The following is a 25,583-nucleotide window of genomic DNA, read 5'->3' as shown; positions in this document are numbered from 1 at the left end:
ACATCGCCGTCGGCGTTTACCTGTTCACCCCGGCGGTCCACGAGGCGGTGCGCGCCATCTCCCCCTCGTGGCGCGGCGGGCTGGAGATCACCCACGCCGTCCAATGGCTGATCGACCGGGGCGCCGACGTCCGCTCCACGACCCACTTCGGCTACTGGAAGCACACCGGCACGTCGCGGACCGGGCGCGGCGGAGTTCGTGCGCACCAACGTCCTCGGCACGCAGACGCTGCTTGAGGCCGCGCTCCGGACCGGCCTTGCGGCCCTCGTGCACATCTCCACGGACGAGGTGTACGGCGACGTGTCCGAGGGCCGCTGACCGAGTCTGACCGGCTGACGACCGCCGCTTCGCGGTGGACAGGACCCGGGCCGGACTCGGCTATCGGCCGCGCAAGGACTTCGACACCGGGCTCGCCGACGGTCCAGTGGTACGGCGACCACCGCGCCCGGTGGGAGCCGCTCGTCCGGCGCGCCGCACAGTGAAGGCGGCGCGCCGCACGGTCAACCTGCCGGGGGCGGTGGGGCGTCAGCGCCCCCGCCCCCCTCGGCGTGGACCTTCTCCAGGACCCGGACCGCCGCCCCCAGTCCGTCCTCCGCGCCGAGAAGCGCGCCGAAGCGGGCGGCGACGGCCGCGATCCCCGGGTCCGTCACCGCGTGCCGGATGTCGGCGGCGAGCCCCTCGGGGGTGAGGTCGCGCTGCATGACGGGGGGCGGGGCCACCCCCAGCCGGTTGAGGTGCTCGCCCCACATCCGCTGGTTCGTCTCGAACGGGCAGATGACCTGGGGGATTCCGGCGCGCAGCGCGTCGTTGTACGTGCCGGGTCCGCCTGCGTGGACCACCGCGCGCACCCGTGGCAGCAGCCACGCGTAGGGCACGTCCTTGACGGTGAGGATGTCGTCCGCGTAGTCGGTGACCTGGATGCCGCCCCAGCCCTCGACGACCACGGCCCGCTGCCCCGACGCCCGGACACCTTCGAGGACGATCCTGGCCGTGGCCTGCGGATCGGGGCTCAGGGTGCTGCCGAAGCCCACGAACACCGGCTTCTCACCCGCCTCCAGGAAGCGCACCAGCTCGGCCGGCGGCTGCCAGTCGGGAGCCGGCGGCAGATGCCAGAAGCCCGCGGTGTGCACGGTGTCGGGCCAGTCGGCCGCGGGCGTGATCACGTGCGGGCTGAAGATGTGCAGTACCGGAGTGGCGCTGCCGTCGGCCCGGTACCGGAAGTCCAGGAAGCCGTCGCGGGGCGGCAGGCCGAGCGTTTCGGACCGCCAGTGCTCGATCATCGTGATCAGCTGCGGCGGAATGTAGCTGTACGGGTCCGCCCCGCTCTCGTCCACCTGGTCGCTGAAGACGTCCGACAGCCGGCCGAAGGCCGGGTACCGGCGGGAGACCACGAAGTTCGGGTAAAGCACCGCGAACACGTTCGGGATTCCCAGCTTCTCCGCGATCTGGGCTATCTGTTCGCGTGACGCCTGCGAGTGGATGATGATGTCGGCGCCGTCGGCCGCCGCCTCCCACATGTCCTTGAGAATGATCGGGTAGCGGTCCACCGCCTCCTGCTTCAGGGCGGCCCGCTGACGCTCCGTCTCCGGCGTCCGCCGGTCGCTCGTCCAGCGCAGCTTGCGGACCTCGGGCCTGTGCCACAGCGTGAGGGACCAGTCGTCCAGACCGGCGAATTCCACGTCGTATGCGGCGGCGAAAGGAGCGAAGAGCCTCGGCGCCACCAGGGTCGCGGAGTGCCCGGCCCTATTCAGGGCATGGGCCAGGGCCAGATACGGCTGTACGTCCCCACGGCTCCCGTGGCAGTACACCAGAGCCTTCATCTCGGTCTCCTCCGCTGATGGACGACGTGGATCACGGTCATGCTCATCGACCGCCACGGCACTGACAAGAGGCAGCTTTCCGCGTGCAGACGGCGTCCAGCCGGCCAAGGTCCGGCGCCCCTAATGTCGCCGGGGTGAAGGTGCTTATCTATTCCCATGGCACGCGTGGCGATCTGCAGCCCTATCTGGCCGTCGCCCACGCGCTCAATCGCGCCGGACACACCGCCACCCTCGTCGGTCCGAGCATTTTCGAACCCTTCGCGGAGTCGTACGGTGTGCGGTTCGCCCCGGTGACCGACGAGGGCGTGAAGCTGCTCCAGCGGCCGGACGTCCGCAAGCTGCTCCTCACCACGGACCCGGAATCCGAGGAATACCGAAAGGCCCGCGAGGCGATATTCCGCGAATTCATGCCCAAGACGTATCCCGTCCTGCTCCGGCAGTTCTGGGACGCGGCACGCGGTGGGGCCGATCTGCTGGTCCACTCGCACCATTCACGTCAGGTCATGCACCAGATGGCCGAGAAGCTGGGCATCCCGAGCGTGCTCGCCACGCTTCACCCCAACCTTGTGGCGTCCCGCCGCTACCCCGCACAGCTCGGCTCGCTGGAGGCCAGGCCGGACAACCTGGAGCAGCACGCGCGGGTGAACAGCGCTCCCCTCAACCCGCTGCTGGTGGAGATGATCTCCACGTGGCGGACGGAGACCCTGGGGCTGCCGCTCCGCGACGACTACCTGGACTTCCGGCACCGCCCCGACGGCAGGCCCACTCCGGTCCTGCACGGCTTCAGCCCGCACGTCCTCGAACCGGCCCCGGAGTGGCCCGACTGGGTCCACACCACCGGCTTCTGGTCACTGCCCGCCAACCAGCGGCCCTCGGCGGAGCTGCTCCGCTTCCTGGAAGCCGGCGAGCCACCGGTCTTCTTCGGCTTCGGCAGCCTCGCGCACGGCGATCCGGAGAAGACCGGGCAATTGGTGCTGGACGTGGTGCGCCGGACGGGCGTGCGTGCCGTGGTCGTCACCGGCTGGGGCGGCATCAGCATCACCGATCCGCCCGCGAACGTCCTGGTGGAGAGCGACGTTCCGTACGACTGGCTGTTCCCCCGGGTCCGCGCGGCCGTGCACGCCGGGGGCCCGGGCACCCTCAACGCGGCCCTCGAGGCCGGTATCCCCCAGATGGCCTGCCCCTTCCACAAGGAACAGCTGATGTGGGGCAACCACCTGCGCGACCTCGGTGTCGCACCGGAGCCCATCCCGTACAACGACCTCACCGCGGATGGGCTCGTCGAGGCGGTGCGGCACACGATCACCGACCCCGAGATCGCCGACAACACCCGTCGCCTGGCGGAGAAACTCAAGGGGGAGAACGGAGCGGAGAACGCGGTCAAGGCGCTGGAACACATCCACCGGGAAGCCTGAGACCGGCGTGGCGCGTGCGGGCGTGACCGTGCTGTGGGGACCCACGGCCGGCGACGCACGCACCGCGGCGCACACCGCCCTGCTCCGCGGCGCGGCGCTGCTGACCGGGGAGCCGGCCGACGCGTTCCGCCTGACGTACGAACCGGGCGGCCGCCCCCGCCTGGCCGGCGCCGCCGCGCCGCCGCACGTGAGCATCAGCCACGGCCGCGGTGTCTGGGCCGTGGCACTCGGCACCACGGGGCCGGTCGGCGTGGACGTCGAGGCCGTACGGCCCGTCCCCGCCCTGCGCATGGCCGGGCGGTGGCTGGACGCCGCCGCCGCGGACTGGCTGGCGCGCGTCCCGCCGGCCGCGAGGCCCGCGGCGTTCCTGTGGCTGTGGACCCAGAAGGAGGCGATCGGCAAGGCGCGAGGCCGGGGACTGCGCGGCGGAGGCCTCGGCCGGCCGGTGCCGGTCCCGGAGCGCTGGCCGCCCACGCCCGCGCGCGGCGGCCTGCCCGCCCTGCGGCCCCTTGCCGACGACCCCGGGATCTTCTGTGCCGCCCTGCTCGCCGATTCCGGACGGCACGTCCTCGCGCTCGCCTCGGCCGCCCCCACGACCGTCGAACTGCGCGGACGCTTCGGACCCGGTGGCGCAGACCCGGCCGATCTTCGCCGCGGGCGAGGGCAGGCGCCCGAAGGTCGGCCGCGGCATGCTCGGTGAACTCTTGTACGCGCACGGCACAAGCGAGACACACTCCTGCTCGGTGACACCATCGGTCGCAACCTCGACCGGGCCGTCGCGGCCTGGCCGAATCGGCACGCGCTCCTGGACGCCGCCATCTCGACCTGGACCTGGCCTTCCCCTCCGCTGCGGACGCTCCGTGATGCGGGGCTGTTCACGGGCCTGATCCAGCGGTGCGCCGACCGGGCCGTGCGGTGTCAGTGGTCGGGGAGTGTGAGGCGGAAGGTGGTGTGCCCGGGGCTGACGGTGGCGGTTTTGCCGCGGGCGGTGATGACGGCGTGGACGATGGCGAGGCCCAGACCGGCGCTCCCCGTGCTACGGGAGCGGGCCTGGTCGGCGCGGACGAAGATTCCGGGCTGGAGCTCCTCGGGGATGCCTGGCCCGTTGTCGCTCACGACCGCAAAGACGCTGGTCTGATCGGTGATGTCGCGGATCGTGCCGCAGGGGCGGGAGCCGAGCACGACGATCCGGTCGGCCATCAGCACGGCCTCTTCGGTGCACGGAAGCTGAACTTGAATCCGCCCTCCCCGACCGTGTCTGCGCGGCGACGCGCTCGACGCAGGCCACGGAACTGAGGAGGAAACGCCGGCCTTGGCCCTGGCCGACTGCGGGAGATTCCGAGAGCGACAATGGTGAGTGGGTGCCGTGCTGGTCGGTTCACGGAGTCAGGTCGCGAGGTCCTGTCCGGTGGACCGGGTGCCGAGCCGGCGGGAGACGACGATGAACGGCTCGGTCCGTGTCGGACAAGTTGTCGGGGTACCACTGCGGATGCACTGGAGCGTGCCGCTGCTGGTGGTCCTGTTCGCGTACGGTCTTGGCCGCCAGACCCTCCCCGCATGGACCCCCGGGCACTCCGATGCGGTTTACACCTTCGCCAGTGCGGTGGGGGCCGTGCTACTCATGGGCAGCCTCCTGCTTCACGAGACGGCACACGCTGCGACTGCCCGCAGGAAGAAGATCGCGGTACAGGATGTGACGCTGTGGGCGCTGGGCGGGATGACCCGGATGGGGCGACCGCAGACGGCCGCGGTGGCCTTCGCGGTGGCGGTCAGCGGGCCGCTCACCAGCCTGGCCATTGGAGGCGCCGCGCTCGGAGCGGGAATCGGGCTGCATTCGATGTCCGGCTGGGCGGTGCCTGCCGCCGTTCTGGTGTGGCTCGGCTGGGCGAACCTGTTCCTGGGCGCATTCAACCTCCTTCCCGCTGCGCCGCTCGACGGCGGAAGGGTGGTCCAGGCGCTGTTGTGGTGGCGTACCGGAGACCGGGAACGTGCGGATCGGGCGGCCTCCCGAAGCGGTCAGGTCGTGGGTGGGCTGCTGATGGCCTTCGGCTGGATCTCCTTTCTGCGCGGGGTGCCGGGCGGGCTGTGGCTCGTCTTCGTCGGTCTCTTCATCGCGGTCGTCGCCGGCGCCGAACGACAGCGCGCCGTGATCCACACAGCACTGCGGGGCGTCAAGGTCGCCGATGCCATGTCCAGCCCGGTGACGACGGGCGCCGACTGGCTGACCATCCGGCATTTCGTCGACGAGGTGGCGGTGAACTCCCGCCATTCCGCCGTGCCGCTGCTCGATTTCGAAGGCCGTCCCAGCGGGATCGTTCAGATACGCGGGCTTGCCCGGATACCGCGAGCGCGTCGGGAGGCGCTGCGCGTGCGTGAGGTGGCGATCCCGCTGTCACAGTGCGCGGTTGCCGCCCCGAGTGATCTTCTGAGTGAGGCGCTCGACAAGCTCCGCTCGGGTACTGGCATGCGCATTCTCGTCGTCGACGGGGGCCATCTGGTGGGGATCGTTACCGCGAAGGACATTTCGCGGCTGATGCAGCGGCACACACTGGGGGGCCAAGGGCCCGACTGAGCCGGGCAGGAATGCCTGGGAGACGGCGACCCCACTATCCACGCCGGCAGAAGCGCACGACCGACTCCCGGATTCGGCGCGACAACAGTCATTCCGACTTGCCCCGGCCTCCATACTGCGCGTGTGAGCCGTCCCGGACTTGGGCCTACTGGCCCACAGGGCGTGCCGGACGGGGGACGAGCACGCCGCCAGCCGGCACGAGCGCTGCTTCGAACTCGTCGACCTCGCCCCTTTCCGCTACGATCACGGACTTTGCCGACCACATACCCCACACCCACCCCTACACCGTGCGCCATGTGCTGAACGACTTCGCTGTGAGGTCAGGGCCGGATCGTGGTCGTAGATGGCCCGCCGGGCGTCGCGGCAGTCCGCTGTCCGTCACTGATCAGCCGGACTGATACGCCGCCCTGTGAGGCGCGTGGGCCGGATCGACACCCACGTCTCGCGTTCGCCCCCTGCCCAAGGCGTGGTATGGGCGCGATCGGCAAGCTGCCGCAGTGCGTCGGGCTCTGTAACGATCCGCGCAGGGCCTACGGCAAGCACGCTCCAACCCTGGCTCATGGCCTCGTCCACATGGTCGACCTCGAATGCGACATCTGTTCCCCCGGCCATCGCAGGCACCGAGTCGGGCGCGGTCCGGAAGGCAATAACGTCATCGATGACCTCGTAGTTCACCGGAAGGATTGCCGGGCCATCGGGTGTCGACACCGCGACGCGTCCTACGCCGTGCGTGGAGAGCCGGGCGCGGCATTCGTCGGGGCCGAGGTCCTGCAGTCGGGGGTGCAGGAGCGCCTCGCCCTGGCCGGGTGGCAGATCGATGCCGCCTCCGCGCAGGGCTGCGGCGGTGGTGCCGAGTGCGTCGGCCAGGCTGATGAGACTCGCCGGACTCGGGTCAGCCGGCCGTTGTTCGAGGTAGGCCAGGTAGTCCGGCGCCATTCTGGCGCGGCGGGCTGTTTCTGCGCGGCTGAGCCCCTGTCGCTCGCGTTCCATGGCCACGCGCCGGCCGATGTCGCCGGGGTTGGGTGCGCCATCGAGGTGGACCCCGGCGGATTCGGCGCCAGGCTCAGCCGAGCCCGGCCGGGACGGCTCGCGGGATCTGCTACCCGGCCTGTGCTCAAGGTGACGGATATGGGCGTCGGGTCCGGGGAACACGAGCGTCACCTGGTCGGTATCCGACCAGTGCACGTCGTAGGGAGGGGTTCCGTCCTCGTGGTGGAGTCCGACAATCTCGCCGTCGCGCCTGCTGGCGCCGGTGACCGGGCTTTCGACAACAAGTTGATCGCCGAGGTGAGCTCGCATGATCGCCGCCGTTTCCTCATCATGTTGCTGTACCCAACGTGCCACGCATGGCGTGTCGCCGCACGGGATGAGAAACCGTGATTCCGCAGGGCCGAGGGGGCTGGTATCGGGCCCACTGGTCCGCCGACGAGTGGGGCCGGGCCACCGGCGCGGCTCGCGGGCGACAGGTCCTGACACGCTCGGCACATGACCATTACTGGCCGTCACACCCCGAAAGGAGAAGCCGCATGCACCACCGATCTGTCGCAGAGCTCATGACTCGAGACGTCGTCCGGGCACGGCGTGACCTGCCGTTCAAAGAGATCGTCAAGCTGTTGGCGGAGAACGATGTCACAGCGGTACCCGTTGTGGATGAACTGGATCGGCCCCTGGGTGTTGTGTCCGAGGCCGATCTGCTGCGCAAGTCTTCCGACCAGGCCGATCCGTCCGGCCGGACACCGATTCCGCATCTGGAGGCGTGGGAGCGGGCCAAGGCGGAGGGGGCCCGGGCCGAGGAACTGATGTCGGCTCCCGCGGTGTGTGCGCGTCCGGAGTGGACCGTGGTCGAGGCGGCCCGGCTCATGGAGGTGCAGAACGTCAAACGGCTGCCCGTCGTGGACGAGACGGACAAGTTGCTGGGTATCGTCAGCCGCAGTGACCTGCTGCGGGTCTTCCTGCGCCGCGACGACGCCATCCATGAGGAAATCAACCGGGACGTGCTGCAGCGGACGATGGGTCTGGCCCCCTCGGAGGTGACGGTCGAAGTAGGCCAGGGGCAGGTCGTCCTCGGCGGATCCGTCGAGTTCAAGAGCCTGATCCCCATCATCGAAAGGCTGTGCCGGAGCGTCGACGGTGTGGTCTCCGTCGCTGAGCACATCACCTACCGGACCGACGACGCCCGGACTTCCCGCACCGACACGTGAGACATTCGGGCCCCCGCAACCCGCCCCGCTCGCCGGTGGCTGGGCGGGGCTTTCGGGTGGGCGTCAAATTCGCACGCCCCACATGAACGGCATACCGCTGCGTGCGATGGATTCGTAGCGCACCTGGGCTCCAGGTTTGGGGGCGTGGAGTATCTGCCCGTTGCCCGCGTAGAAGCCGACGTGGCTCAAGTCGGTCCGCATGATGATGAGGTCGCCGGGCTTCAGAGCACTCAGTGAGTTGATACGCGTTCCGGCGTTGGCCTGTGCCTGGGAGGTGCGGGGTATGGAGACACCGGCCTGCTTGAACGCCCACGACGTGAGGCCCGAGCAGTCGAAGGATCCCGGTCCCGTGGCTCCCCACACATAGGGCAGGCCCACGCGGGATTTGGCGGCGTCGAAGGCTGCAGCGGCGAGTGAGGAGGCGCTTGATTCATTGCCGAGGTTCACGCGCGCGCTGTCGCGGTTCGCGCGTTCCTCCTCCGCCGCCAACCGGGCCTTCTCCTTGGCGCTCAGAGTGTTGAGGAGTCGCTGGGCGGAGGCGAGTTTGCCTTGAATCTCAGACTTCTTGCGGCGGAGTTCGGTGCGAGTGGCCTCTAGATCCGCCAGCTTCCTGGAGGCTTCGACCCGCTGCTGCTGCAGTCCGCGCTGCTGGATCTGGAACTGCTGAAAGATGCTCAGTTCGCGTGCGCCGACCTGGTCCAGGAGGGATGCCTTCTCCAGGAAGGAGTCCGGGTCGGTGGAGAGCATCAGCTGCATGGACGGGTCCACGCCGCCGCTGCGGTACTGGGCGCCGGCGAGGGAACCTATGCGTGTACGCATCGAATTGAGATCCGCCTGCTTGCGTGCTGCGGTTTCCTGAAGAGCCGAAACATCCTTCTCGAGGCCGTCGGCCTTCTCTTTGGCGCCGTTGTATTTCTCCGTCGCCTGTGTGGCTTCTTCGTAGAGCCGGTCGACTTGAGCTTTGACGCCCTTCTTCGTCGGATCGGGCACAGGGTCGGCCGAGGCCGACTGCGCAGACAGGGCGACGACGGCCAGAGCGGCTGTCGTGAGCACGGTCGTCTGGTTCCTGCGGGGCGGCTTGGGGCGGCGGTGGGACGCCATGGTGGGGCCAGCTCCTTCTTCCTCGACCGCCCTCGCCAGGGATCGTTCGGTTCTTCTGGCGTAGTCAGGCGCTGTGGGTACGTGAGGCTCATTCGGCCGCACCGCCCGGAACTTGTGTGGTCACGTATGCGAGAGGGCCGAGCCCAAATACTAGACAGCTAAGTGTTTTAGTAGCAAGTACTCGCTGTTCGCTGACGGTCCATGCCTGCCTCCGTGCAGACTGCTCAGGGATGAGAAGGGTTTCGATCGCCGAGGCCGCTGAGGGGGCTGCGCGGGGGTGTACTTGCCGAAGATGACGAGCCTGCCTTGGTGGTGTGCGAGGCGACCGCATCGCGCCGACGGAGGGCACCATGACGGGCCGTGAGACGTCGCCGCGACGGACGTCGGGCCAGGGACCTGCGTCGGCCAGGTGTGAGTGGTGCGGAGTAATCACTCTGGGTGGCGGTCACGTTGGGAAAGGCCGCAAAGTCGGTACGTGCTTGAGTGGCGGTTGCCCAGTACGCCTGCGCCTTCTGGTGTTTGGCCAGCGGCCGGTGGACGCTCGACAGGCTTGGGTTGCGTCCTTGTGCGAGCCGGTGGGGTGATCGGTTCGGGCTGGATCCGTTCGGCGGTTTCGTCGTTCGCGCGGCAACGTAGGGCGGTGTCCAGCGTGTCGTCGGTGATTGCGGGGCGGGATGGTCAGGCCAGGGTGAGGAAGGGTTTATCCACCTCCGCTTCGTTCATCCGAGGTTCGCCGCCGCCGATGGGGGTGGTCATGCATTCGCGCATCCGGCCGGCGAAGAATTTGAAGCCGGCGCGGTCCAGTGCGCGGCTGGCGGCGGCGAGTTGGGTCATCACGTCACGTCAGTCCCGGCCTTCCTCGGTCATGGTGATGACTCCGGCCGGCTGACCCTGCGCGCGGTGCAGGCGGTCAGTACGGCGCGGGCTGCGGCTTTCTCGTCGGCCACCGGAGTCATGGCGGCCAGGCCGGTCAGGGTAACCATGGTTGCGGGGTCCAGGGCCTGCACCGCCGTCCACTGCCCTGCGGTGCGAATCGCCACGTTGCAGGGCAGTAGCAGTCCGACGCTGCGGTCGCCGTCGAGGGCCTGTGCGGCCAGGTGGGGGTTGCGCGTGCCGAGGATCAGGTAGTCCTCGATGTCACGGTTGAGCTCGGCCCTGAGCGTTGCGGTCACGTCGATCGGTGAGTACGCCGAAACCTTCTGCGGCGAGTGCCTCCCGCGCGGCGGCCACCGTACGGGCGAAGCCGGCAGGGACGCGCACGGTGCGGTCGTAACCCATGGTCCTCTCCGCTGCTGGAAAGAGCGGATGATTCTCACTCGACTATACCCCCAGGGGTAATCTGTTACGGTTGGATTTAATACCCCTGGGGGTACTCAATCGGAATGAGGAAGGGAGCGGCGCATGTTCTTCGTCGACACCATTGAGATCGACGGCCTGGGCAACCGGCACTACCTGGCCGGGGGTGCCCTGACGGCGGTGGCGGTCGACCCGCCGCGGGACATCGACCAGCTCATCGCGGCCGCCGCGCGGCGAGGCGTGCGCATCACACACGTCGTGGAGACGCACATCCACAACGACTACGTGACCGGCGGTCTGGAACTGGCCCGGCTGACGGGTGCCGCCTATCTGGTGCCGGCCGCCGCTCATGTCGCCTTCGCCCGTGTCCCGGTCCATGACGGCGACGTGATCGAGATCGATGACGGCATAGCCGTGCGGGCCCTGGCGACCCCCGGCCACACCCCGCACCACACGGCCTACGTCCTGGAGGAGAGCGGTACCCCCGTCGCTGCCTTCACCGGCGGTTCGCTGCTCATCGGCACCGTGGGCCGCCCCGACCTGGTCGAGCCCCGGCTCACCGAGCACCTGGCCCGCGCCCAGCACGCCTCTGCGCACCGGCTCGCCGCCGAACTGCCCGACACGACATCGGTGTTGCCCACCCACGGCTTCGGCAGCTTCTGCTCGTCCGGGCAGGCCGAGGGCGACGCGAGCACCATCGGCCGGGAGAAGACGGTCAACGCCGCACTGGCCCAGGACATCGACACCTTCGTCGCCGAACTGCTCGCCGGCCTGGAGGACGTACCCGCGTACTACGCGCACATGGGCCCGGCCAATTCGACGGGCCCGGACCCGGTCGACCTGACCGCGCCGCCCCGCGCGGACGCCGAGGAGATCGCCGCCCGGCTCGCAGCCGGTGAGTGGGTCGTCGACCTGCGCAACCGCGTCGCGTTCGCCGACGGACACGTCACGGGGTCGTTCAACTTCGAGGCCGATGGCAAGATCGCCACCTACCTCGCGTGGATGATCCCGTGGGGCAAGTCCGTCACCCTGCTCGCCGAGTCGGCCCAGCAGCTTGCCGCGGCGCAGCGCGAGCTGGTCCGCGTCGGTATCGACCGGCCCGCCGCCGCGGCCACCGGGGGCCCGGCCGACTGGCTGCGCCCCGGTGAGGCTCCGGCGTCGTTCCGCCGGGCGGTCTTCGCCGATCTGGCCGCAGAACTCCGCGGGGCGGCGGATCCCGTGATCCTCGACGTCCGCCGCGACTCCGAGCGCGCCGGCGGATACATCGAGGGCTCCGTCCACATCCCCGTGCACACGCTGCACCAGCGGATCGACGAGGTTCCCGCCGGAACCGTCTGGGTGCACTGTGCCGGCGGCATGCGGGCCGGGATCGCGGCCTCGCTGCTGGACGCGGCAGGCCGTGACGTGGTCGCCGTGGACGACGGTTTCGACCAGGCGGCCGAAGCGGGCCTGACCGTCCGTACCAACGGCTGAACCGCCCCACACCTTCTCCGACACCGAAAGGAGCCTTCACATGTCTCTCCTTCGACACGGTTCCGGCCGCCTCAGCGTCACCGAAGCCCACAGCATGCTCCAGGAACATGCTGTCGTCCTGCTGGATGTGCGTGAGGCGGATGAATGGCAGGCCGGGCACGTCCCCGGCGCCCGGCATCTGCCCATGTCCCGGCTGACGGCCGGCGTAGATGTACCCGGCGCAGGGGGCGGCCCGCGGCTGGTGTTGATCTGCCGCTCCGGCAACCGCTCACGGCATGCTGCCCGCCTGCTGGCCGAACGGGGCCTCGACGTGATCGACGTCACCGGTGGCATGGCTGCCTGGGCCCGTCAGGGACTGCCGGTCCATGACGCCCGTGGGGCGGCGGGCACCGTCGTATGAGTGCGCTCATCCTGGCACTGGTGGCCGGAGCCGCAGTCGGCCTGGCACTGGGAGGGCTCGGCGGTGGCGGAAGCGTCCTGGCCGTCCCGGCGCTGATCTACCTGCTCGGCTTCAGCCCCGTCGCCGCCACTACCGCCAGCCTGATCATCGTCGCCGCGACATCGCTCACCTCCCTGCTCGCCCACGCTCGGGACGGCCACGTCCGATGGCGGGCCGGACTGTTGTTCGCCGCCGCGGGCATCGTCCCTGCCATGCTCGGTGGACTCGCGGCCCGCGATATTCCCGCCCCCGTCCTGACCACCGCCTTCTCGGTGATCGCCGCGCTCGCGGCGTGGCGCATGCTCCGCCCCGGCCGCTCGGCGGAGGACAGTTCCGTGCAACCGGCGCGGGCCGCCGGTGCGGGGGCCGGTCTCGGCGCCGTCACCGGTGTACTCGGCGTAGGCGGGGGATTCCTCGCTGTGCCTGCCCTGGTCGGCGCGCTCGGCCTGCGGATGAAGGCCGCTGTCGGTACCAGCCTCCTGGTCATCACCATCAACTCGGTGGCCGCGCTCGCCACCCGCACCGGCACCGCCGACGGCCTCGACTGGGCCGTCATCGCACCCTTCACCGGAGCCGCGATCCTCGGCGCCTGGGACGGCAAACGCCTCGCCGCGAAACTTTCCGGCAACGGCTTGCAGCGGGCGTTCGCCTACGTCCTGCTGGTCGTGGCCGCCCTCATGCTCATCGACAGCCTCATCTGACCCACCCGCACCAATGCGAAAGACATGACACGCACCATGCACACGACCCTCACCACCGACATCGCCCGTGAGCGCCTGCACTCCCTGACCGTCATCGATGTACGCAGACCGTCATCGATGTACGCACGCCTGGTGAGTACGCCGGTGGTCACCTGCCCGGCGCCCACAACATCCCCCTCGACGACCTAGGCCACGCCCTGCCGACCCTGCGCGATGCCGCCGACCGCAGTGAGCTCCTCGTGGTCTGCGCCTCCGGAGCACGCTCGCAGAACGCCTGCGAACTGCTGTCCCGCAACGGCATTCCCGCTTCGACTCTGGAAGGCGGGACTGCAGCCTGGGTCTCCACCGGCGAAGACCTGCACCGGCCCACCACAACAACGGCGCGGCCCAAGTGGGCGATGGACCGCCAGGTCCGCCTTACCGCAGGCTCCGTCGTCCTCCTCGGCCTGCTTCTCGGCCTGTTGATCCACCCCGCCTTCCAGCTGCTCTCCGCAGGAATCGCGGCAGGCCTCGTCTACTCCGCCCTCACCAACAGCTGTGCCATGGCCGCCCTGCTCGGAAAGCTCCCCTACAACCGCACCAGCCGAGCCGCTCTGGACCACACCCTCGCCACCCTGCGACGGAATTGACCGCGACAACAGCGAGGCAGCTGCCTCCGGGTGGCTGCCTCCGCGGGTGGCACCAGCAAGGGGCAGCTGCGAGCCTCTCCGTCGCACAGGCCTTCGCCGTCACCACCAGACGTGCTCTGCCTCTTGCCCCACCGAGACCGCTCGCTCAGCCCGGCCTGGATGATCCCGGCCGCACTCCTCTCCCGGTTCCGACGCCGTCGCGGACTCAACAAGCCCTCTGCTGGCGGCCACCCGTGGGCGTAGGAGTCCATAGGTCAGGGCGAAAGAAGCAGCGGAGTCGACCACTTGCGCACGTGCGCGGAGTCCGGGGCTTCGCCCGGGTCCGACTCCCCACCTCCGCACGTGGCCAGGGCGACCCGTGGCCAGTACGCCGCCCATAGCAGCGAGCAGCGAGCAGCGAGCAGCGTGCGAGGAACGGGGCGTTCCGTGGCACGTCGCTTCGCGAGGACGGCGAAGAGAGCGGTTCCGCTACACGATGCCCAGTGGGCAGGTGACGAGCAGAGGGAGCAGTGGCACCGTGATCGCAGCCGCGGCCACGGAGCCCCGCAAGGCGGGGTGCGTGCCACGGCGCGGGCCGAGTACTCGTTGGAGCCGGACAAGGGCGGAGTCGCCACCCATGGCGAACGCGCCCCTGGGGGCTCGTGCCGCAGCCATCTCGTACATGGCGGAGGCGAGCACATCGCGCGAATGGCGACGCAATGCGCGGTCGTCCGCGATCATCTCCAGCAGGAGCGCGGTCTGTTCCCTTGCATGCCGGGCCAGTGGTACCCGCAGGAAGACCATGGAGAACGCCTCCACTGCGGCCAGCGCCAGATGATGGCGGCCGGCGACATGGGCCCTCTCGTGCTCCAGGACGGCGTCCAGTTGTTCGGGGGAGAGCAGGCGTACAGCGCCTCCGCTGACGACGATGCGTGGGTGCCTCCCTGGCAGGCAGTACGCGGCAGCGGCCGTGTGCTCGACCACGATGGCGTCCAGCCGGTGTGACCGGCGGCCGACCATGTCGAGGACCGCACGGTGGCGGGAACGTGCCCTGCGTGCACGGACCACCTGGAACGCGAAACCTGCTGCCAGGGCCAGCGCGACAGCGACGGGGAGCGCGACGGCGAGGCGGTCGGCCGTGGTGGGGGCGTGTGATCCCACGGCGCCGAGAGCCACTCCGCAGGAATGAAGAATCCCCATTACCCCGGCATGGAGGTGCTCGGTCGGAGTGGCGAGGTGGTAGGCGGCGAGTGCCACCGAAATGGAGAACGAGGCCGCCAGCGCCTGCCACGTCGCAGCGGCCAGCGCGGGGGCGCGGTGCGGCCAGGCGCTCCGCAGCATCACCCGGGGAGAGAGGAACCCGATGGCCGCCGCGTAGCCGATGAGTGCGGGGGCGGCGTTCATGTCCTGGATCGTCCGCCGGTGTTCCGCAGCGCCTTCCGCAGTGCGGCGACCTCTTCGTCGGACATCTTCTCCACGAAGTGTGCCAGCGCTGCGGGGCGGTCCTCGCTGGTTCCGAGGGCATCCTCCATGAGGGCGGCGGAATAGGCCTCGCGGCTCCGGACCGGTGTGTACAGCCAGGCCCGGCCCTGCTTGCTGCGCTGCAGCCAGCCCTTGTTGAACAGGATGTTGGCAACGGTCATCACGGTTGTGTACGCGATGGGCCGATGGGTGTTGATGTCGTCGACGACCTCGCGGACCGTGGCAGGGCGACCCCACTTCCAGAGACGGTCCATGATCTCCGCCTCGAGTTCCCCGAGCCGTCGCATGACCCTCTTCCTTCCGCCGCCGTTGTACGTAGCTCCATAGTAGGGCCATCTCAGCCTGTACAGGACGGCCCGTTCGGCGGTCCGACCCTACCTGTGTGCGACGGAGTGGTCCCTCGGCGAGTACACGGGTCATGCCCGCTGTTCTCGCCCCGTTGAGCCGCGAGCTGCGCGGCACAACGTGTTCGTGATCGCGAACGCCGACACCGTGGTGAGACGTTTCAGGGGCGGCTGAGCCCATTGCGTGAGCAGCGCAATTTCGTTGGCCGGGCGCTGGTGTCACCCGCGCGGCGGCCGGCTGTAGGAGTGCCGCCGCTGTGAGGTGGATTGCGGGATGAGCTGCGACCCTTTGTGCCCACTCCCAACTCTGCTTTGCCGGGTTGCGCACTGGCTTCACTGCTCCCGACGGCTGATGAGGTCGTAGTCGGCTTCATCGATGGCAGCCGCAACTGTGTCGTATGCCAGTCGCGTCTCGCTGGTCACGGTCACCTCGCCGCTCGGCAGGTCGATATCTACGCCGCCGAGGAGGCCGGTCTCGGACGACACTGCCGAAACGCAGTGGCCGCACGACATTCCCTCGCCGTCGTGCGTGGTATCCCGTCACCAAAGACATCAGGTGTGTCGACACACGAAGACATCAGGTGCGTCGACCGCGGCCGCCTCTGACAACCTGCGCCACCACGTCAGTCAGGCTTGCGACGAGGGCGCCCGAACGCCCGAATGGCGAGGCCACCTCAAGGAGGGGTGACCCCGCCACACGCACACCCGCGGCTCGTGCTTCGTACACCCTCGGCCTGCTCGGGTCCGTACGCGGAACCACAGGGCTCAGCCCAGCGGACCGTCGGACGCCGCTGTCGGTACTTCCGATCGCGGACGTCAGCCCTCAAGCTCCCGACACAGAAGGGCGTCCGGGGTCTTCCCCTTGGCCCAGGCGCCGGTGAAGGCGATACCCGCCACATACTCATCGGTGCGGCACTGGCCCTTGAAGTTGCCCGGGGTGAACTCGCCACCCGGCTCCCCGGCAGGACGGTTGTCTCCACGGTCGAACCAGACGGTCCGACCGCTCAACCCGAGTGTGTGGCCCGCGGGAGTGCACAGCACCGTCGATACCTCCTGGCCTCGCACGCTGTACCCGGAGATGAACTGGTTCACTCCGCACTGGTACTTGGTGTATCCACTGGCCCAGTCGCCCTGCTGGACATGGCGTTCGTCGCGCACCACGGTGGACTGCGCACCGGCAGGAACGGTCAGGGAAGCACTGGCGTCGGTGCACAGACCCCGACCATCCCTGTGGGCCAGACCGGCGAGGCGCTGGCCGTCGGGGCACACTCCCTTACGGGCTCCCGGATCCCAGTCTCCCCGGGCCCGTGACCGGAGTGACTGGACCGCGTCTGCGTGATCGAGGTTGAGCATGTCCCACGTATCGGCGACCGCGACCGGACCGTTCTTCTGCGGTGCGCCGACGAGGCGGCTCCAGTGGGCCGCGCGCCAGTCACTGCCGCCGAGAATCCCCGACCGGCGCCCCTGCGCGTCGTAGTTCAGGATCGACCAGGTACCGTGTCCGGTCCATCCGACCAGCGGCCAGTAGGCGAAGTCGGCGTCCCGGTCGATCAAATAGTCCACGAAGTTACCGAACCACGTGCGGGCCTGCGGATTCGTCTCGTCACTGCCGATACCGAACTCGCTGATCCACACCGGCGCGGTGAAGTGACGGCCGGTCTCACCGGCGACGAAGAACGCCTGGCGGTCCAGCGTCGCGAACAGTTCTTCGCGGGACAACTCCTGATAGCGCGGATCGTGGGTCTCGCCGAGCCCGCTGGCGCCGGTGTGATTCGGACCCGTATACCCGTAGAAATGCGCTGAGTACACGAGCTTGTTCGAAGCCACCAGGGTGTGCGACACCGTACGTACCGGCTCCAGCGTGGGGCGCCAATGAGAAATCCCGTCGAGGGGGACACCCTGCCAGTTGATGCCTTCGACGATCACCAGCAGGTCGGGGTTGGCCTCGGTCAGGAGCCGGTCGCCGAGGCGTTGGGAAGCGGTCCACCAGTCGTGGTCGTCGCCCCAGTTCCAGTTGGCGTCGTCGGTGACAGTACGGCGAACCTCGTTGTAGAGGTCGGCTCCGACGACGCGCTTGTTGCCCTTGTAGCGGCGGGCGAGGGCGATCCAGTCGTTCTCCCACTGAGCGGTGGACTGACTCGTGTTCCAGCGCTCGTTGCCGTCCAGGCCGCAGCAGAAGCGTGAGGTATTGGTGTGGTTGTTGAGGACCACCGCGAAGCCCTGCGCCGTCGTGGCGGCGATGACGGCGTCGAAGACCTGGAGCGGCGTCTTGCCCCGCAGCTGTGGATTGGCGGCGACCGAGGCGTCGGAGACTGGCCGCTGATTGTGCAGCATCTCGTTCGAGAACGGCAGGCGGATGCTGTTGACGCCCAGTTCGTGGAAATCGGCGAGGATCGTCTGGATCGGCGTGCGATCCAGACCGAGCGGCATCTCGTCGGCCTTCTCGCCGTCATGATGGTTCGCCGGGTCATTGATGTCTCCGGACCCGGTCCAGGACCCCTGTGCTCCCTGCCAGTTCGCTGACTTGAGCTTGAAGCGGTTGCCGGAGGCGTCGACGACGTACCGGCCACGGGTACTCAGGGGTGCGGTCCACGCATCGACCAGACTGTCCGCGTTGTCCGCAGCCGGTATGCGGGTCGTGGGCGCCGTGCCCGTGGAAGCAGCCGCCGTGGCGGCTCCGAGCGCTCCGAGGAGCAGCGCCCCTGACAGCAGTGCCGGGACCAGGGTTCGTCTCACTGCGTCCTCCAGAGGACAGTGAACGGATAAGGGGGATGGTGCTGTTTGCAGGCCGGATCGGCGCCGTGCACCGCGGACACCATGACACGACAGATCAAGGGATGCCCAGTGTGCAGGCCGATCCCGAAGTTGTACACGGTGACGATGTGCCGATGGTTGAGGTTGCCTGCTGTGGGTGCTCCATCTACGGGTCGGCCTGGCCGCAGACCTTTCGCCGTACTGTTCGGCAGCAGCCGGACCGCCATGCACCGCGCCCTCCTGAAGACCAGGAAACCGCTCAAGGTACAACGACATCACCATCTCACCCGCGACGACGCCCCTATCGTCCTCGCAGCCCTCCGGGCTCGGGTCCTCGCCCAAACCAGCGAGCGCAGCAACAAGATCTTTCGGCGCGCAGCGAGGGCCTCGGTGAGTCATCCGGGGCCCTCATGCCCTCTGACACGCCGTTGCCTTTCCGAAGGTGCGGTCGTTCCTGGTCGAACGTGCTTCTGGATCCGGTGAGTTGGCACCGGAATCTCGACGACAGCCGGTCCGACGACCTCGGACACGACTGGAGCCTCCTGTTCCGCCAGTGCCTCCAGATACTGTTCCAGGCCGATCACCCGGTGATTCAGTAACTCTTCCGCCTCCACCAGTGCCGCCCGCACACGTTCGAACCCGGCTCGCAACTCCTCCACCCGCACCGGAGCAGCCTTGTCAGGTGCGGTGCGGGCGCCACGGCGAGTGCCCAGCCCTCGACCGGGCACTCGCGTCATGGAGCGGGTGAGGGTCCGGGAGCCGCGTCGGACACCACACGCATGCCCAGCCCGCGCACCCGGTAGATGCACGTGTCATCGCCCCACAGCGACGCGTCCGCCGTGGCGTAGGGCCCCCGTGCGTCCGTGCCGCTCTCCACGATGTCCATGTCCACTCGGATCAGCCGGTTGGCCGGGGTGATCTGGCCGCGGTAGGTCCAGGTCGTCTCGCGGCCGGGCAGCACCGGCTCGAACCGGGGGCGTGGAATGCCGTCCGCCGCGCCGCGCTCGAGCAGATGATACTGGAGCAGCTGGCACATGGCCTCGACGCCCAACGACCCCGGCTGCACCGGGTCCTGGAAGAAATGGGCCCGGAAGAACCACTCGTCCGGGACCACGTCCTTCTCCGACCGCAGCCGCCCGAGCCTCATGCCGCCCCCGTCCGGCCAGGAACCGGTGATCCGGTCGAGCATCAGCAGCATGGGGCCCGGCAGCCGCGGTTCCCCGGCGCAGTAACGAGCGGGCCGGGCGGTCAGATCGACCACACGGTCGCACGGCTCGTCGAGACGGGCCCGGTCCTGGGCCGACGCCGTGAGGCCCTGCTGGTGGTCGAAGGCCGATGGCGGGAAGTAGCCGAAGACCGTGGAGAGTTCGAACAGCGGCACGCCGTCGGCCGTGCATCTCACCTGGAACGACTCGATGATCATGTCCCCGCTCCGGGAGACACGGGTCAGTTCAGCATGGGTGCGGACCGTACCCGTCGCCGGAGTGACCTCACCGGTGACCGTTCCCGCCCCGTCGAGGTTGCGGAACAGCAGATCCGTGTCGGTGGTCAACGCGCTGCCCACGTACGAGGCCAGCCACCCGCAGGGTTGCAGCGCGATCTCCATCAGGACCGCGAACGGCATCGTACGGCCGCCGCTCTGCTCGAAGTACCAGGCCCGCGCGGGCACGTCGTACTCCGCGACGACACTGCTGCCCTCCTGCATACCGGCCTGCGGACCGTCCACCGAGACGATCCGGCTCATGAAGTGGTAGGGGGGACCGGGAAGCCGCGCGACCTTACGGGTGCTGTCGAAGGGCTCGTACGCGGTACCGAATGCCTCACTCGGTCTGCCCCAGGCACACGCCAGCAACGAGGTGTAGTCGAAGGGGAATCCATCGGCTGCCGTCGCCATCGGCTTCTTCTCCCGGTGCCCGGCCAGCCCGCCGAGCAGGGGGAGCGGCACCGGTGTACCGCTGCCCTGCACAACGGGCGGGCCCGAGCGCCGCCAGTGCGACAGCGGCCAGTCGGGTACGAGCCGCAGCGCCACGTCCCGGCCCAGGAATGCTCTCGCCCCGTCCACCGAGCCCAGCACATCGGCGTACAGCGTCGGCACCGGCCCGGCCGAGACGCCGCGCACGAACACCTCGTAGACGACCCGTCGGCCGGCCGGGGTCGCCTGGCCGCGGCACATCGCCTTGCAGGGGTGACCGCCGACGGGCTCGAAACGCCAGCCGTCCCGGTTCACGGTGAAGCCCATGGCCGCCAGGTAGAACGCCATCGCCTGGAGACCACCCTGGAGCATCAGGGTGCCCGGCATACAGGGGTCGTTCTTGAAGTGCCCCGCGAAGAACCAGTCGTCCGGCGACAGCGGGGTCTCGGCCCGCAGATAGCCGCGGCCCCACGGCCCTCCGGCCGGGTCGAACGCGGTCACCTCGTGGAGCAGCCGCAGTTTGCCGTCGTCGAGCCGAGGCGAGCGGACGTGGGCCGCCGTCGCCTCCCAGCCGGGGCCGAAGCAGTCCGCCGGCCGCCCCTGGGCCAGGGCCCGCACCCGGTCCGCGTCGAAGTAGGTCCGTCCGCAGCGCACTGCGGGCGGGTCGAACGGCAGGTCGTCGCCGGGCGGCCGCTCGGCGGGATCCCACCGCACACCGCCGCTGCCGGCGAGCTCCTCGGGAGTGAAGAACCCGGCCTGGCCCTCGCGGATGCTGAGCCGGAGTTCGCCGTCCACGTAGCAGTCGTAGTGGAAGAAGGACAGCCGGACGCCTTCGTGCTCCGCGTGGCCGTCGATGTGGATCTCGTAGCGCAGGGTGTCGCCCGCTTCCGGCGGGCCGCCGTGGTACGTCACCTCGCATCCCAGCAACCGATAGGCGCGCTCCCCCCGGTTGAGGAGATCCACGCCCAGCCAGCTGAGCAGGAGCAGATCCGCCTGGCCCGCCTCGATCAGCAGCCCGGCCGGCATACGCCCGGTGGAGTCCAGGTACCAGCTGTCGGGCCGGACATCGGTCTCCGTCCAGATCGTCCCGTCGGTGCGCACCGGGCCGGGCGCGACTAGCGCCGCCGGCACGGCGTCGATACCGGTGACCCGGTCCGTGAACAGCATCGGCGGCTCGGGCATCCGCGTCTGCACCGCGTACGCGTCCTGCTCGGCGAATCGCGGGCCGAACAGCGTGGAGATCTCCCGGGAGGCGAGGTGCTCCAACTGGGCGCGGTCGAACTTCGGCCCCGGCCTCAGGAGTGGTGCGGGTGCTGCTTCCGGCGGGGGAGCGGGCAGGAACGCCGAGCGGGGCGCGGGCCGTACGGGGACCGGCGGCGGCCCGGCGGTCGGACGCGGGGCAGGGGGGCCCGGTGGCTGTACGGGAACGGGCACGGTGCTCCGCAGCACGGTGACGGCAAGAGCGGACATCTGCAGGAACCGCTGATGGGCCTCGGCGTGCCCGGCGGTGATCTCTTGGTGCAGCGCGGCGACCCGTAGGCTCTGCCGGAGGACTGCGGCGCGGGCGCCCGCCGCCCGCGGATCGCGCCCGTCCGAGCCTGTCGGCCGGACGTCCGGCAGGGGGCGCGGCCCCGCCGTACCGGGGCAGGCCACGGCAGCGCCGCCCGGTGCGTCGGGCCGGCCGGCCTCCAGGTCCGGTACCGGCGCCAGCTCGGGGGCCCGGGGCAGGGTTACCAGGGCCGGCTCCAGTGGCGGCAGACACGGAGGCGCGAGTACGGGCACGGTGACGGTGGGCCCGGGACGCGGGACCTCCGTGGCGGCTTCCGCGAGCCGGGCGAACAACTCGTCTGCGTGTACCGGCACACCCGCGACGACGAGTTCGGCCACCGCCAGGCAGGGCTGCCGCAGCCCGGTGTCGCCCGGGGTATCGAGCGCGACGGCCACATGGTCCCGGTCGCCGAGTACCCGCTTGATCCAGCCGGTGCACAGCTTGCGCGGCCCGTGCTCCACGAAGACCCGGACACCGTCGGCCCACGCCTGCTCGACCGTGGCCGCGAAGTCGATCGTGTTCAGTCCCTGCGCGGTGAGCGCCTCGGCGGCCCGCTCTGCCGTCGGCCGGTACGACTGCCCGGTGGCCCCGCTGTAGAACCGCACACCGGGCACGTCGACGGTCGGACGACGGTGGACCGCACGCCATACCTCTCGGATCTCCGCCAACTCCGGTGCGTGGGCGGCCATGTCGTAGTCGAGCTCGATCGCGCGGTCGGCGCCGATCCTGGCCACGACGGCCGCGCACGCGCGGGACTCGCCGCCGATGACGCAGACTCCGGGGGCGTTCACCGCCATCAGATGGACTGCGACCTCGGCGGCGAGCTCGGCACGGACCGCTTCCAGGGGCGCACTGACCAGATAGCTCGACCAGCGGCAGCCCTCGACGCCCAGACGCTCCCAGTGGCGCCGCACCGTCCGCATTTCACCGGTGAGTTCGGTCGTGAACAGACCGCTGTCCCGGGTGGCGTCGTACAGCCCTGCGGCGTCCGGCCAGGCACCCAGCGCCACCAGGGCGGCCGACTCGCCCGAGGAGTACCCGAGAGCGGCTTGTGGCCGGAGCCCGAGCACCTCCCGGGTGAACACGGTTTGGTGGACGGCGAGTTCGGCGGCATCCCAGATCTGGTCGAGCACTCCGCGCTCCGCCCGGGACCGCAGCCGTGCACCGATCGCCCCGTGCCTGGCACGGACGGCCTCGCCGAGCGACGGCAGCGCGAGCATCAGCTCGTGGCCCATACCCGGGTACGCTGCCGAGCCGTTGGTGTATACGAACGCGGTCTGCCCCGTGACCGGCCTGTCCCGGTACAACACATCGGCCGGACGGGCTCCGCCCGCGGCCAGCCAGCGGCGGGCGGCCTCCTTCCGGCCCGGCAACGCGTCGTCGTCGGCCACGAGTGCCAGCCGGGCCGGTCCGGCGTCGGACTCCGCACCGGACTCCAGCGCGGCCAGCACCTCCCGGCGGTCGACCCCGGAAAAGACGTGCAGGCGCGGAGCCCGGCCGCGCAGCCACGGCCGGGCGTCCCCCGCGCGCAGCCGGACACTCGCGGTGGGCCCTTCCAACGGTGTCACCGCGGCCTTCGCGGTGCGCGCGACGGCCGCGGTATCCGCAGGACGGCCCGGACGCGGCACCGCGCGGTGCTGGAGCGAGAGCGCCGCGACCGCGACCGCGACCAGCCCGTACGCGGCGTGAGCGCGCCCGAAGGTCGACGCCGGATCGAACAACGCGTCAGGGCCGTCCCCGATGACCACGTCGGGAGCGCCGGTGGCTTCCTCGTCGAGCAGGGCGACGACGGTGTCGCCGTCCCTGCGCGCGGTGTCCAAGGACTTGAGGACCAGGACAACGGCGGCGTCCCCCGGTTCGTCCTCGCGGCCGAGATCCCGCTGGGCGGTCTGATGCACCGCCTCGCAGGACAGGTCGGTGGCACCGACGAGCGCGGCGTCGACCTCCCCCGACCGGACGGCCCGGGCCGCGAGCTCCAGCGCCACCAGCCCGGACGCCTCCTCCGCCGAGACCGCGAAACCCGGTCCCGCCAGGTCGAGTTGGGTACTGATCCGGTTCGCCACCAGGTTCGGCATGGTGCCCACCACCCCCTCCGCGGTCACGGGCGGCAGGAACGCGTCCCGGGCGAGGTCCGCCGACTCGGGTGTGGCGGCAAGCCCGGCCTGCTCCAGCCAGTGGGGAACCCTCCAGCGGGCGCCCGCCCGGGCCACCTCGGGATCCACCCCCATGCCGATGACCACCATGGTCCGCTCCCGGGGCAGGGACACCGACCGGACGGCCTCCCGGGCGGCCTCCAGCACCAGGAGCTGATGGCGCACCGTCCGCTCCAGGGCCAGCGGCGGGAAGCACAGGTCCCTCAATTCCACGGCGATCCCGGGGGCGGGGCCACGCCGCTCACCGCCCAGCACCGCCCGCCGGAAGTCCTCCGTACACCTCCCGTCGCCGACTCGGGCGCCGAGGGCGACGATCGCCACCGGCGTACGGCCGCCCGGCGATTCCCGCACCCGGGTCGGGGCGGTCACGGCGGCGGCCGGGCGGATCGGCCGCGATACGGCGGACACCGGGTCGCCGTCCGGAAGGTCCACCACCAGATGGGCGTTGGTCCCGCCGAACCCGAACGCGCTCACCGCCGCCCGGCGCGGCCCGGACCATGGTTCCGGCGCGGTCAGCACCCGCAACGGCGTGCCCGCCAGCGCCTCCAGCGGCCGCTGTGCGCCGAGCGTCGCCGGACGGACCCCCGCACGCAGCGCGCCGAGCACCTTCAGCAGCCCGGCCACGCCCGCCGAGGCCAGCAGGTGCCCGACGTTCGACTTCACCGAACCGATGGGCACGTCGTCACCGGTCCCGAAGACCCGGGCCATGCCGCGCGCCTCCACCGCGTCCCCGACCGGCGTCCCCGTCGCATGGCACTCGACGAGTGACACGGTCTCGGGCGCGACGCCCGCCGCGTCGTACGCCAGGCGCATGGCCCGAACCTGGCCCTCCTCCGACGGGCTGATCAACCCGGCGCCGCGCCCGTCGTTGGACAACCCGACACCGCGGATCACACCGAGCACGGGCAGATGGGCGGTGCGGGCCTCGGACAGCCTCATCAGGGCGACGAACCCGGCGCCCTCGCCGTGCACCAGCCCGTCCGCGTCTTGGTGGAAGGGCCGGCTGCGCCCCGTGCGGCTCGTCGCGGACAGCCCGCAGAAGCCGACGTGCAGATAGAGGGGGTCCGCCCGGCTGACCGCACCGGCCACCATCAGGTCCGCCGTGCCGTCGTGCAGCCGGTCGCACGCCAGCTTGATGGCATACAGCGACGACGCGCAGGCGGCGTCGAGGGACCACGCGCCCGCGCCCAGCCCGAGGGCTCGGGCCGCGAGGTGGGCGGGCAGCCCGGACGAGAAGCGATTCCGCGCGTCGGGCCGCTGCCGGTGCACTCCCGTCAGCAGGGCGTCACGAAGCGGCGGCCGCTGGGCGGACAGCCAGACGTGCTCGGCAAGAGCCGCCCCTGCGGGCGTGGGATAGGACAGGTTTCCCAGCACCAGCCCCGCGCGCGGCAGAGGGCCCGCGCGGCCCGCCTCCATGAGTGCCTGCCGGACCCCGTACATGACCCAGTGGAAGAGCGGGTCCAGCGACAGGATCCGCTCCGGGGCGATTCGGAAACCGCCGGGGTCGAAGACGGACTCGAACCCCCGTACGTACCCGCCGACATCGGTCCAGGTGCGGTCGAGGTGGTCGTCCACCGAGCCCATGGCCCAGTGGTGCGGCAGCCGCCACCGGCCCTCAGGGATGGCCGACAGGCTGGTGCGGCCCGCGGCGATGTTGTCCCAGAACGTGTCCGGATCGAGTGCGTCGGGCAGCACACAGCCGCGGCCGACGACGGCGATCGGTTCGAATTCCATGCAGGTCTCACTTCACGGCAGGGCGGGGC

Annotated in this window: 16 protein-coding genes and 6 pseudogenes; 11 read left to right on the top strand and 11 right to left on the bottom strand. The window is 70.2% G+C overall.

What is annotated here, in order from left to right:
• Window positions 1-8: 8 nt before the first annotated feature.
• Window positions 9-170: pseudogene (locus tag IEZ15_RS47270) on the top strand (glucose-1-phosphate thymidylyltransferase); the annotation flags it as partial.
• Between the two features lie 13 nt (window positions 171-183).
• Window positions 184-312 (top strand): annotated as a pseudogene (locus IEZ15_RS30595) (NAD-dependent epimerase/dehydratase family protein); the annotation flags it as partial.
• Window positions 313-500: 188 nt separating this feature from the next.
• Here the strand turns inward: IEZ15_RS30595 and IEZ15_RS30590 are convergent.
• Entirely contained in the window at window positions 501-1,820 is a 1,320-nt protein-coding gene (locus IEZ15_RS30590) for a glycosyltransferase (RefSeq protein WP_189280265.1), read from the bottom strand.
• Window positions 1,821-1,954: 134 nt separating this feature from the next.
• On the opposite strand from IEZ15_RS30590, the gene IEZ15_RS30585 reads away from it, so the two are divergent.
• Together IEZ15_RS30585 and IEZ15_RS30580 are read left to right on the top strand one after the other, a co-directional pair.
• The gene (locus tag IEZ15_RS30585) at window positions 1,955-3,235 is read left to right on the top strand and encodes a glycosyltransferase (protein WP_189280264.1); all 1,281 of its coding nucleotides are present in this window, start codon (window positions 1,955-1,957) and stop codon (window positions 3,233-3,235) included.
• Between the two features lie 22 nt (window positions 3,236-3,257).
• Entirely contained in the window at window positions 3,258-3,935 is a 678-nt protein-coding gene (locus IEZ15_RS30580; RefSeq protein WP_189280263.1) for a 4'-phosphopantetheinyl transferase family protein, read from the top strand.
• A 218-nt stretch (window positions 3,936-4,153) separates the two neighbouring features.
• Here IEZ15_RS30580 and IEZ15_RS30575 read toward each other — a convergent pair whose 3' ends face one another.
• A complete protein-coding gene (locus tag IEZ15_RS30575) occupies window positions 4,154-4,435 on the bottom strand; it encodes an ATP-binding protein (protein WP_373302647.1) in 282 nt (93 codons plus the stop codon).
• Between the two features lie 241 nt (window positions 4,436-4,676).
• Here IEZ15_RS30575 and IEZ15_RS30570 point away from each other — a divergent pair, with 241 nt between their 5' ends.
• Entirely contained in the window at window positions 4,677-5,807 is a 1,131-nt protein-coding gene (locus IEZ15_RS30570) for a site-2 protease family protein (RefSeq protein WP_114249480.1), read from the top strand.
• A 378-nt stretch (window positions 5,808-6,185) separates the two neighbouring features.
• Here the strand turns inward: IEZ15_RS30570 and IEZ15_RS30565 are convergent, their stop codons facing one another.
• On the bottom strand, window positions 6,186-7,106 hold the full coding sequence (locus IEZ15_RS30565) for a DUF1918 domain-containing protein (RefSeq protein ID WP_189280277.1): 921 nt from the start codon (window positions 7,104-7,106) through the stop codon (window positions 6,186-6,188).
• Between the two features lie 227 nt (window positions 7,107-7,333).
• Between IEZ15_RS30565 and IEZ15_RS30560 the strand changes: the two genes are divergently transcribed.
• Window positions 7,334-8,008, top strand: coding sequence for a CBS domain-containing protein (locus IEZ15_RS30560; RefSeq protein ID WP_189280262.1), 675 nt, complete (start codon window positions 7,334-7,336; stop codon window positions 8,006-8,008).
• A 63-nt stretch (window positions 8,009-8,071) separates the two neighbouring features.
• On the opposite strand, the gene IEZ15_RS30555 is transcribed toward IEZ15_RS30560, so the two are convergent.
• From IEZ15_RS30555 to IEZ15_RS30545, 3 genes and pseudogenes are all read right to left on the bottom strand, one after another.
• A complete protein-coding gene (locus IEZ15_RS30555; RefSeq protein WP_189280261.1) occupies window positions 8,072-9,109 on the bottom strand; it encodes a C40 family peptidase in 1,038 nt (345 codons plus the stop codon).
• Between the two features lie 678 nt (window positions 9,110-9,787).
• A pseudogene (locus IEZ15_RS30550) lies at window positions 9,788-10,015 on the bottom strand (metal-sensitive transcriptional regulator).
• Window positions 9,973-10,387: pseudogene (locus IEZ15_RS30545) on the bottom strand (DUF302 domain-containing protein). Before IEZ15_RS30545 ends, IEZ15_RS30550 begins: the two co-directional pseudogenes overlap by 43 nt.
• A 123-nt stretch (window positions 10,388-10,510) precedes the next feature.
• On the opposite strand from IEZ15_RS30545, the gene IEZ15_RS30540 reads away from it, so the two are divergent.
• From IEZ15_RS30540 to IEZ15_RS30520, 4 genes and pseudogenes are all read left to right on the top strand, one after another.
• On the top strand, window positions 10,511-11,878 hold the full coding sequence (locus IEZ15_RS30540; protein ID WP_189280260.1) for an MBL fold metallo-hydrolase: 1,368 nt from the start codon (window positions 10,511-10,513) through the stop codon (window positions 11,876-11,878).
• A gap of 40 nt (window positions 11,879-11,918) precedes the next feature.
• Complete coding sequence (locus IEZ15_RS30535) at window positions 11,919-12,278, top strand: rhodanese-like domain-containing protein (RefSeq protein ID WP_189280259.1); 360 nt, start codon at window positions 11,919-11,921, stop codon at window positions 12,276-12,278.
• Window positions 12,275-13,018 carry a sulfite exporter TauE/SafE family protein gene (locus tag IEZ15_RS30530; RefSeq protein WP_189280258.1) on the top strand — a complete coding sequence of 248 codons (744 nt, stop codon included), beginning with the start codon at window positions 12,275-12,277 and terminating at the stop codon, window positions 13,016-13,018. Before IEZ15_RS30535 ends, IEZ15_RS30530 begins: the two co-directional genes overlap by 4 nt.
• 24 nt (window positions 13,019-13,042) lie before the next feature.
• Window positions 13,043-13,647: pseudogene (locus IEZ15_RS30520) on the top strand (rhodanese-like domain-containing protein).
• Between the two features lie 468 nt (window positions 13,648-14,115).
• Here IEZ15_RS30520 and IEZ15_RS30515 read toward each other — a convergent pair.
• The 4 genes from IEZ15_RS30515 to IEZ15_RS30500 all read right to left on the bottom strand — a co-directional run bounded on the left by IEZ15_RS30515 (window position 14,116) and on the right by IEZ15_RS30500 (window position 18,188).
• Window positions 14,116-15,030 (bottom strand): M56 family metallopeptidase, encoded by a 915-nt coding sequence (locus IEZ15_RS30515; RefSeq protein ID WP_189280256.1) that lies wholly within the window; start codon window positions 15,028-15,030, stop codon window positions 14,116-14,118.
• Window positions 15,027-15,395: a BlaI/MecI/CopY family transcriptional regulator gene (locus IEZ15_RS30510; protein ID WP_189280255.1), complete on the bottom strand. Its 369-nt coding sequence runs from the start codon at window positions 15,393-15,395 to the stop codon at window positions 15,027-15,029. Before IEZ15_RS30510 ends, IEZ15_RS30515 begins: the two co-directional genes overlap by 4 nt.
• Before the next feature lie 390 nt (window positions 15,396-15,785).
• Window positions 15,786-15,938: a hypothetical protein gene (locus tag IEZ15_RS30505; protein WP_229846194.1), complete on the bottom strand. Its 153-nt coding sequence runs from the start codon at window positions 15,936-15,938 to the stop codon at window positions 15,786-15,788.
• A 330-nt stretch (window positions 15,939-16,268) separates the two neighbouring features.
• Window positions 16,269-18,188 (bottom strand): glycoside hydrolase family 5 protein, encoded by a 1,920-nt coding sequence (locus IEZ15_RS30500; RefSeq protein WP_229846193.1) that lies wholly within the window; start codon window positions 18,186-18,188, stop codon window positions 16,269-16,271.
• A 166-nt stretch (window positions 18,189-18,354) separates the two neighbouring features.
• Between IEZ15_RS30500 and IEZ15_RS45225 the strand changes: the two are divergent.
• Window positions 18,355-18,572, top strand: a pseudogene (locus tag IEZ15_RS45225) (ISAzo13 family transposase); the annotation flags it as partial.
• 367 nt (window positions 18,573-18,939) lie between these two features.
• On the opposite strand, the gene IEZ15_RS30495 reads toward IEZ15_RS45225, so the two are convergent.
• Window positions 18,940-25,554 carry a polyketide synthase gene (locus IEZ15_RS30495; RefSeq protein WP_189280252.1) on the bottom strand — a complete coding sequence of 2,205 codons (6,615 nt, stop codon included), beginning with the start codon at window positions 25,552-25,554 and terminating at the stop codon, window positions 18,940-18,942.
• Window positions 25,555-25,583 lie beyond the last annotated feature (29 nt).

It is taken from the genome of Streptomyces atratus, assembly GCF_014648655.1.
Taxonomy (GTDB): domain Bacteria; phylum Actinomycetota; class Actinomycetes; order Streptomycetales; family Streptomycetaceae; genus Streptomyces; species Streptomyces atratus.
Note: the sequence above shows the minus strand (reverse complement) of the source record. Positions and strands in the feature narration are given on the sequence as shown.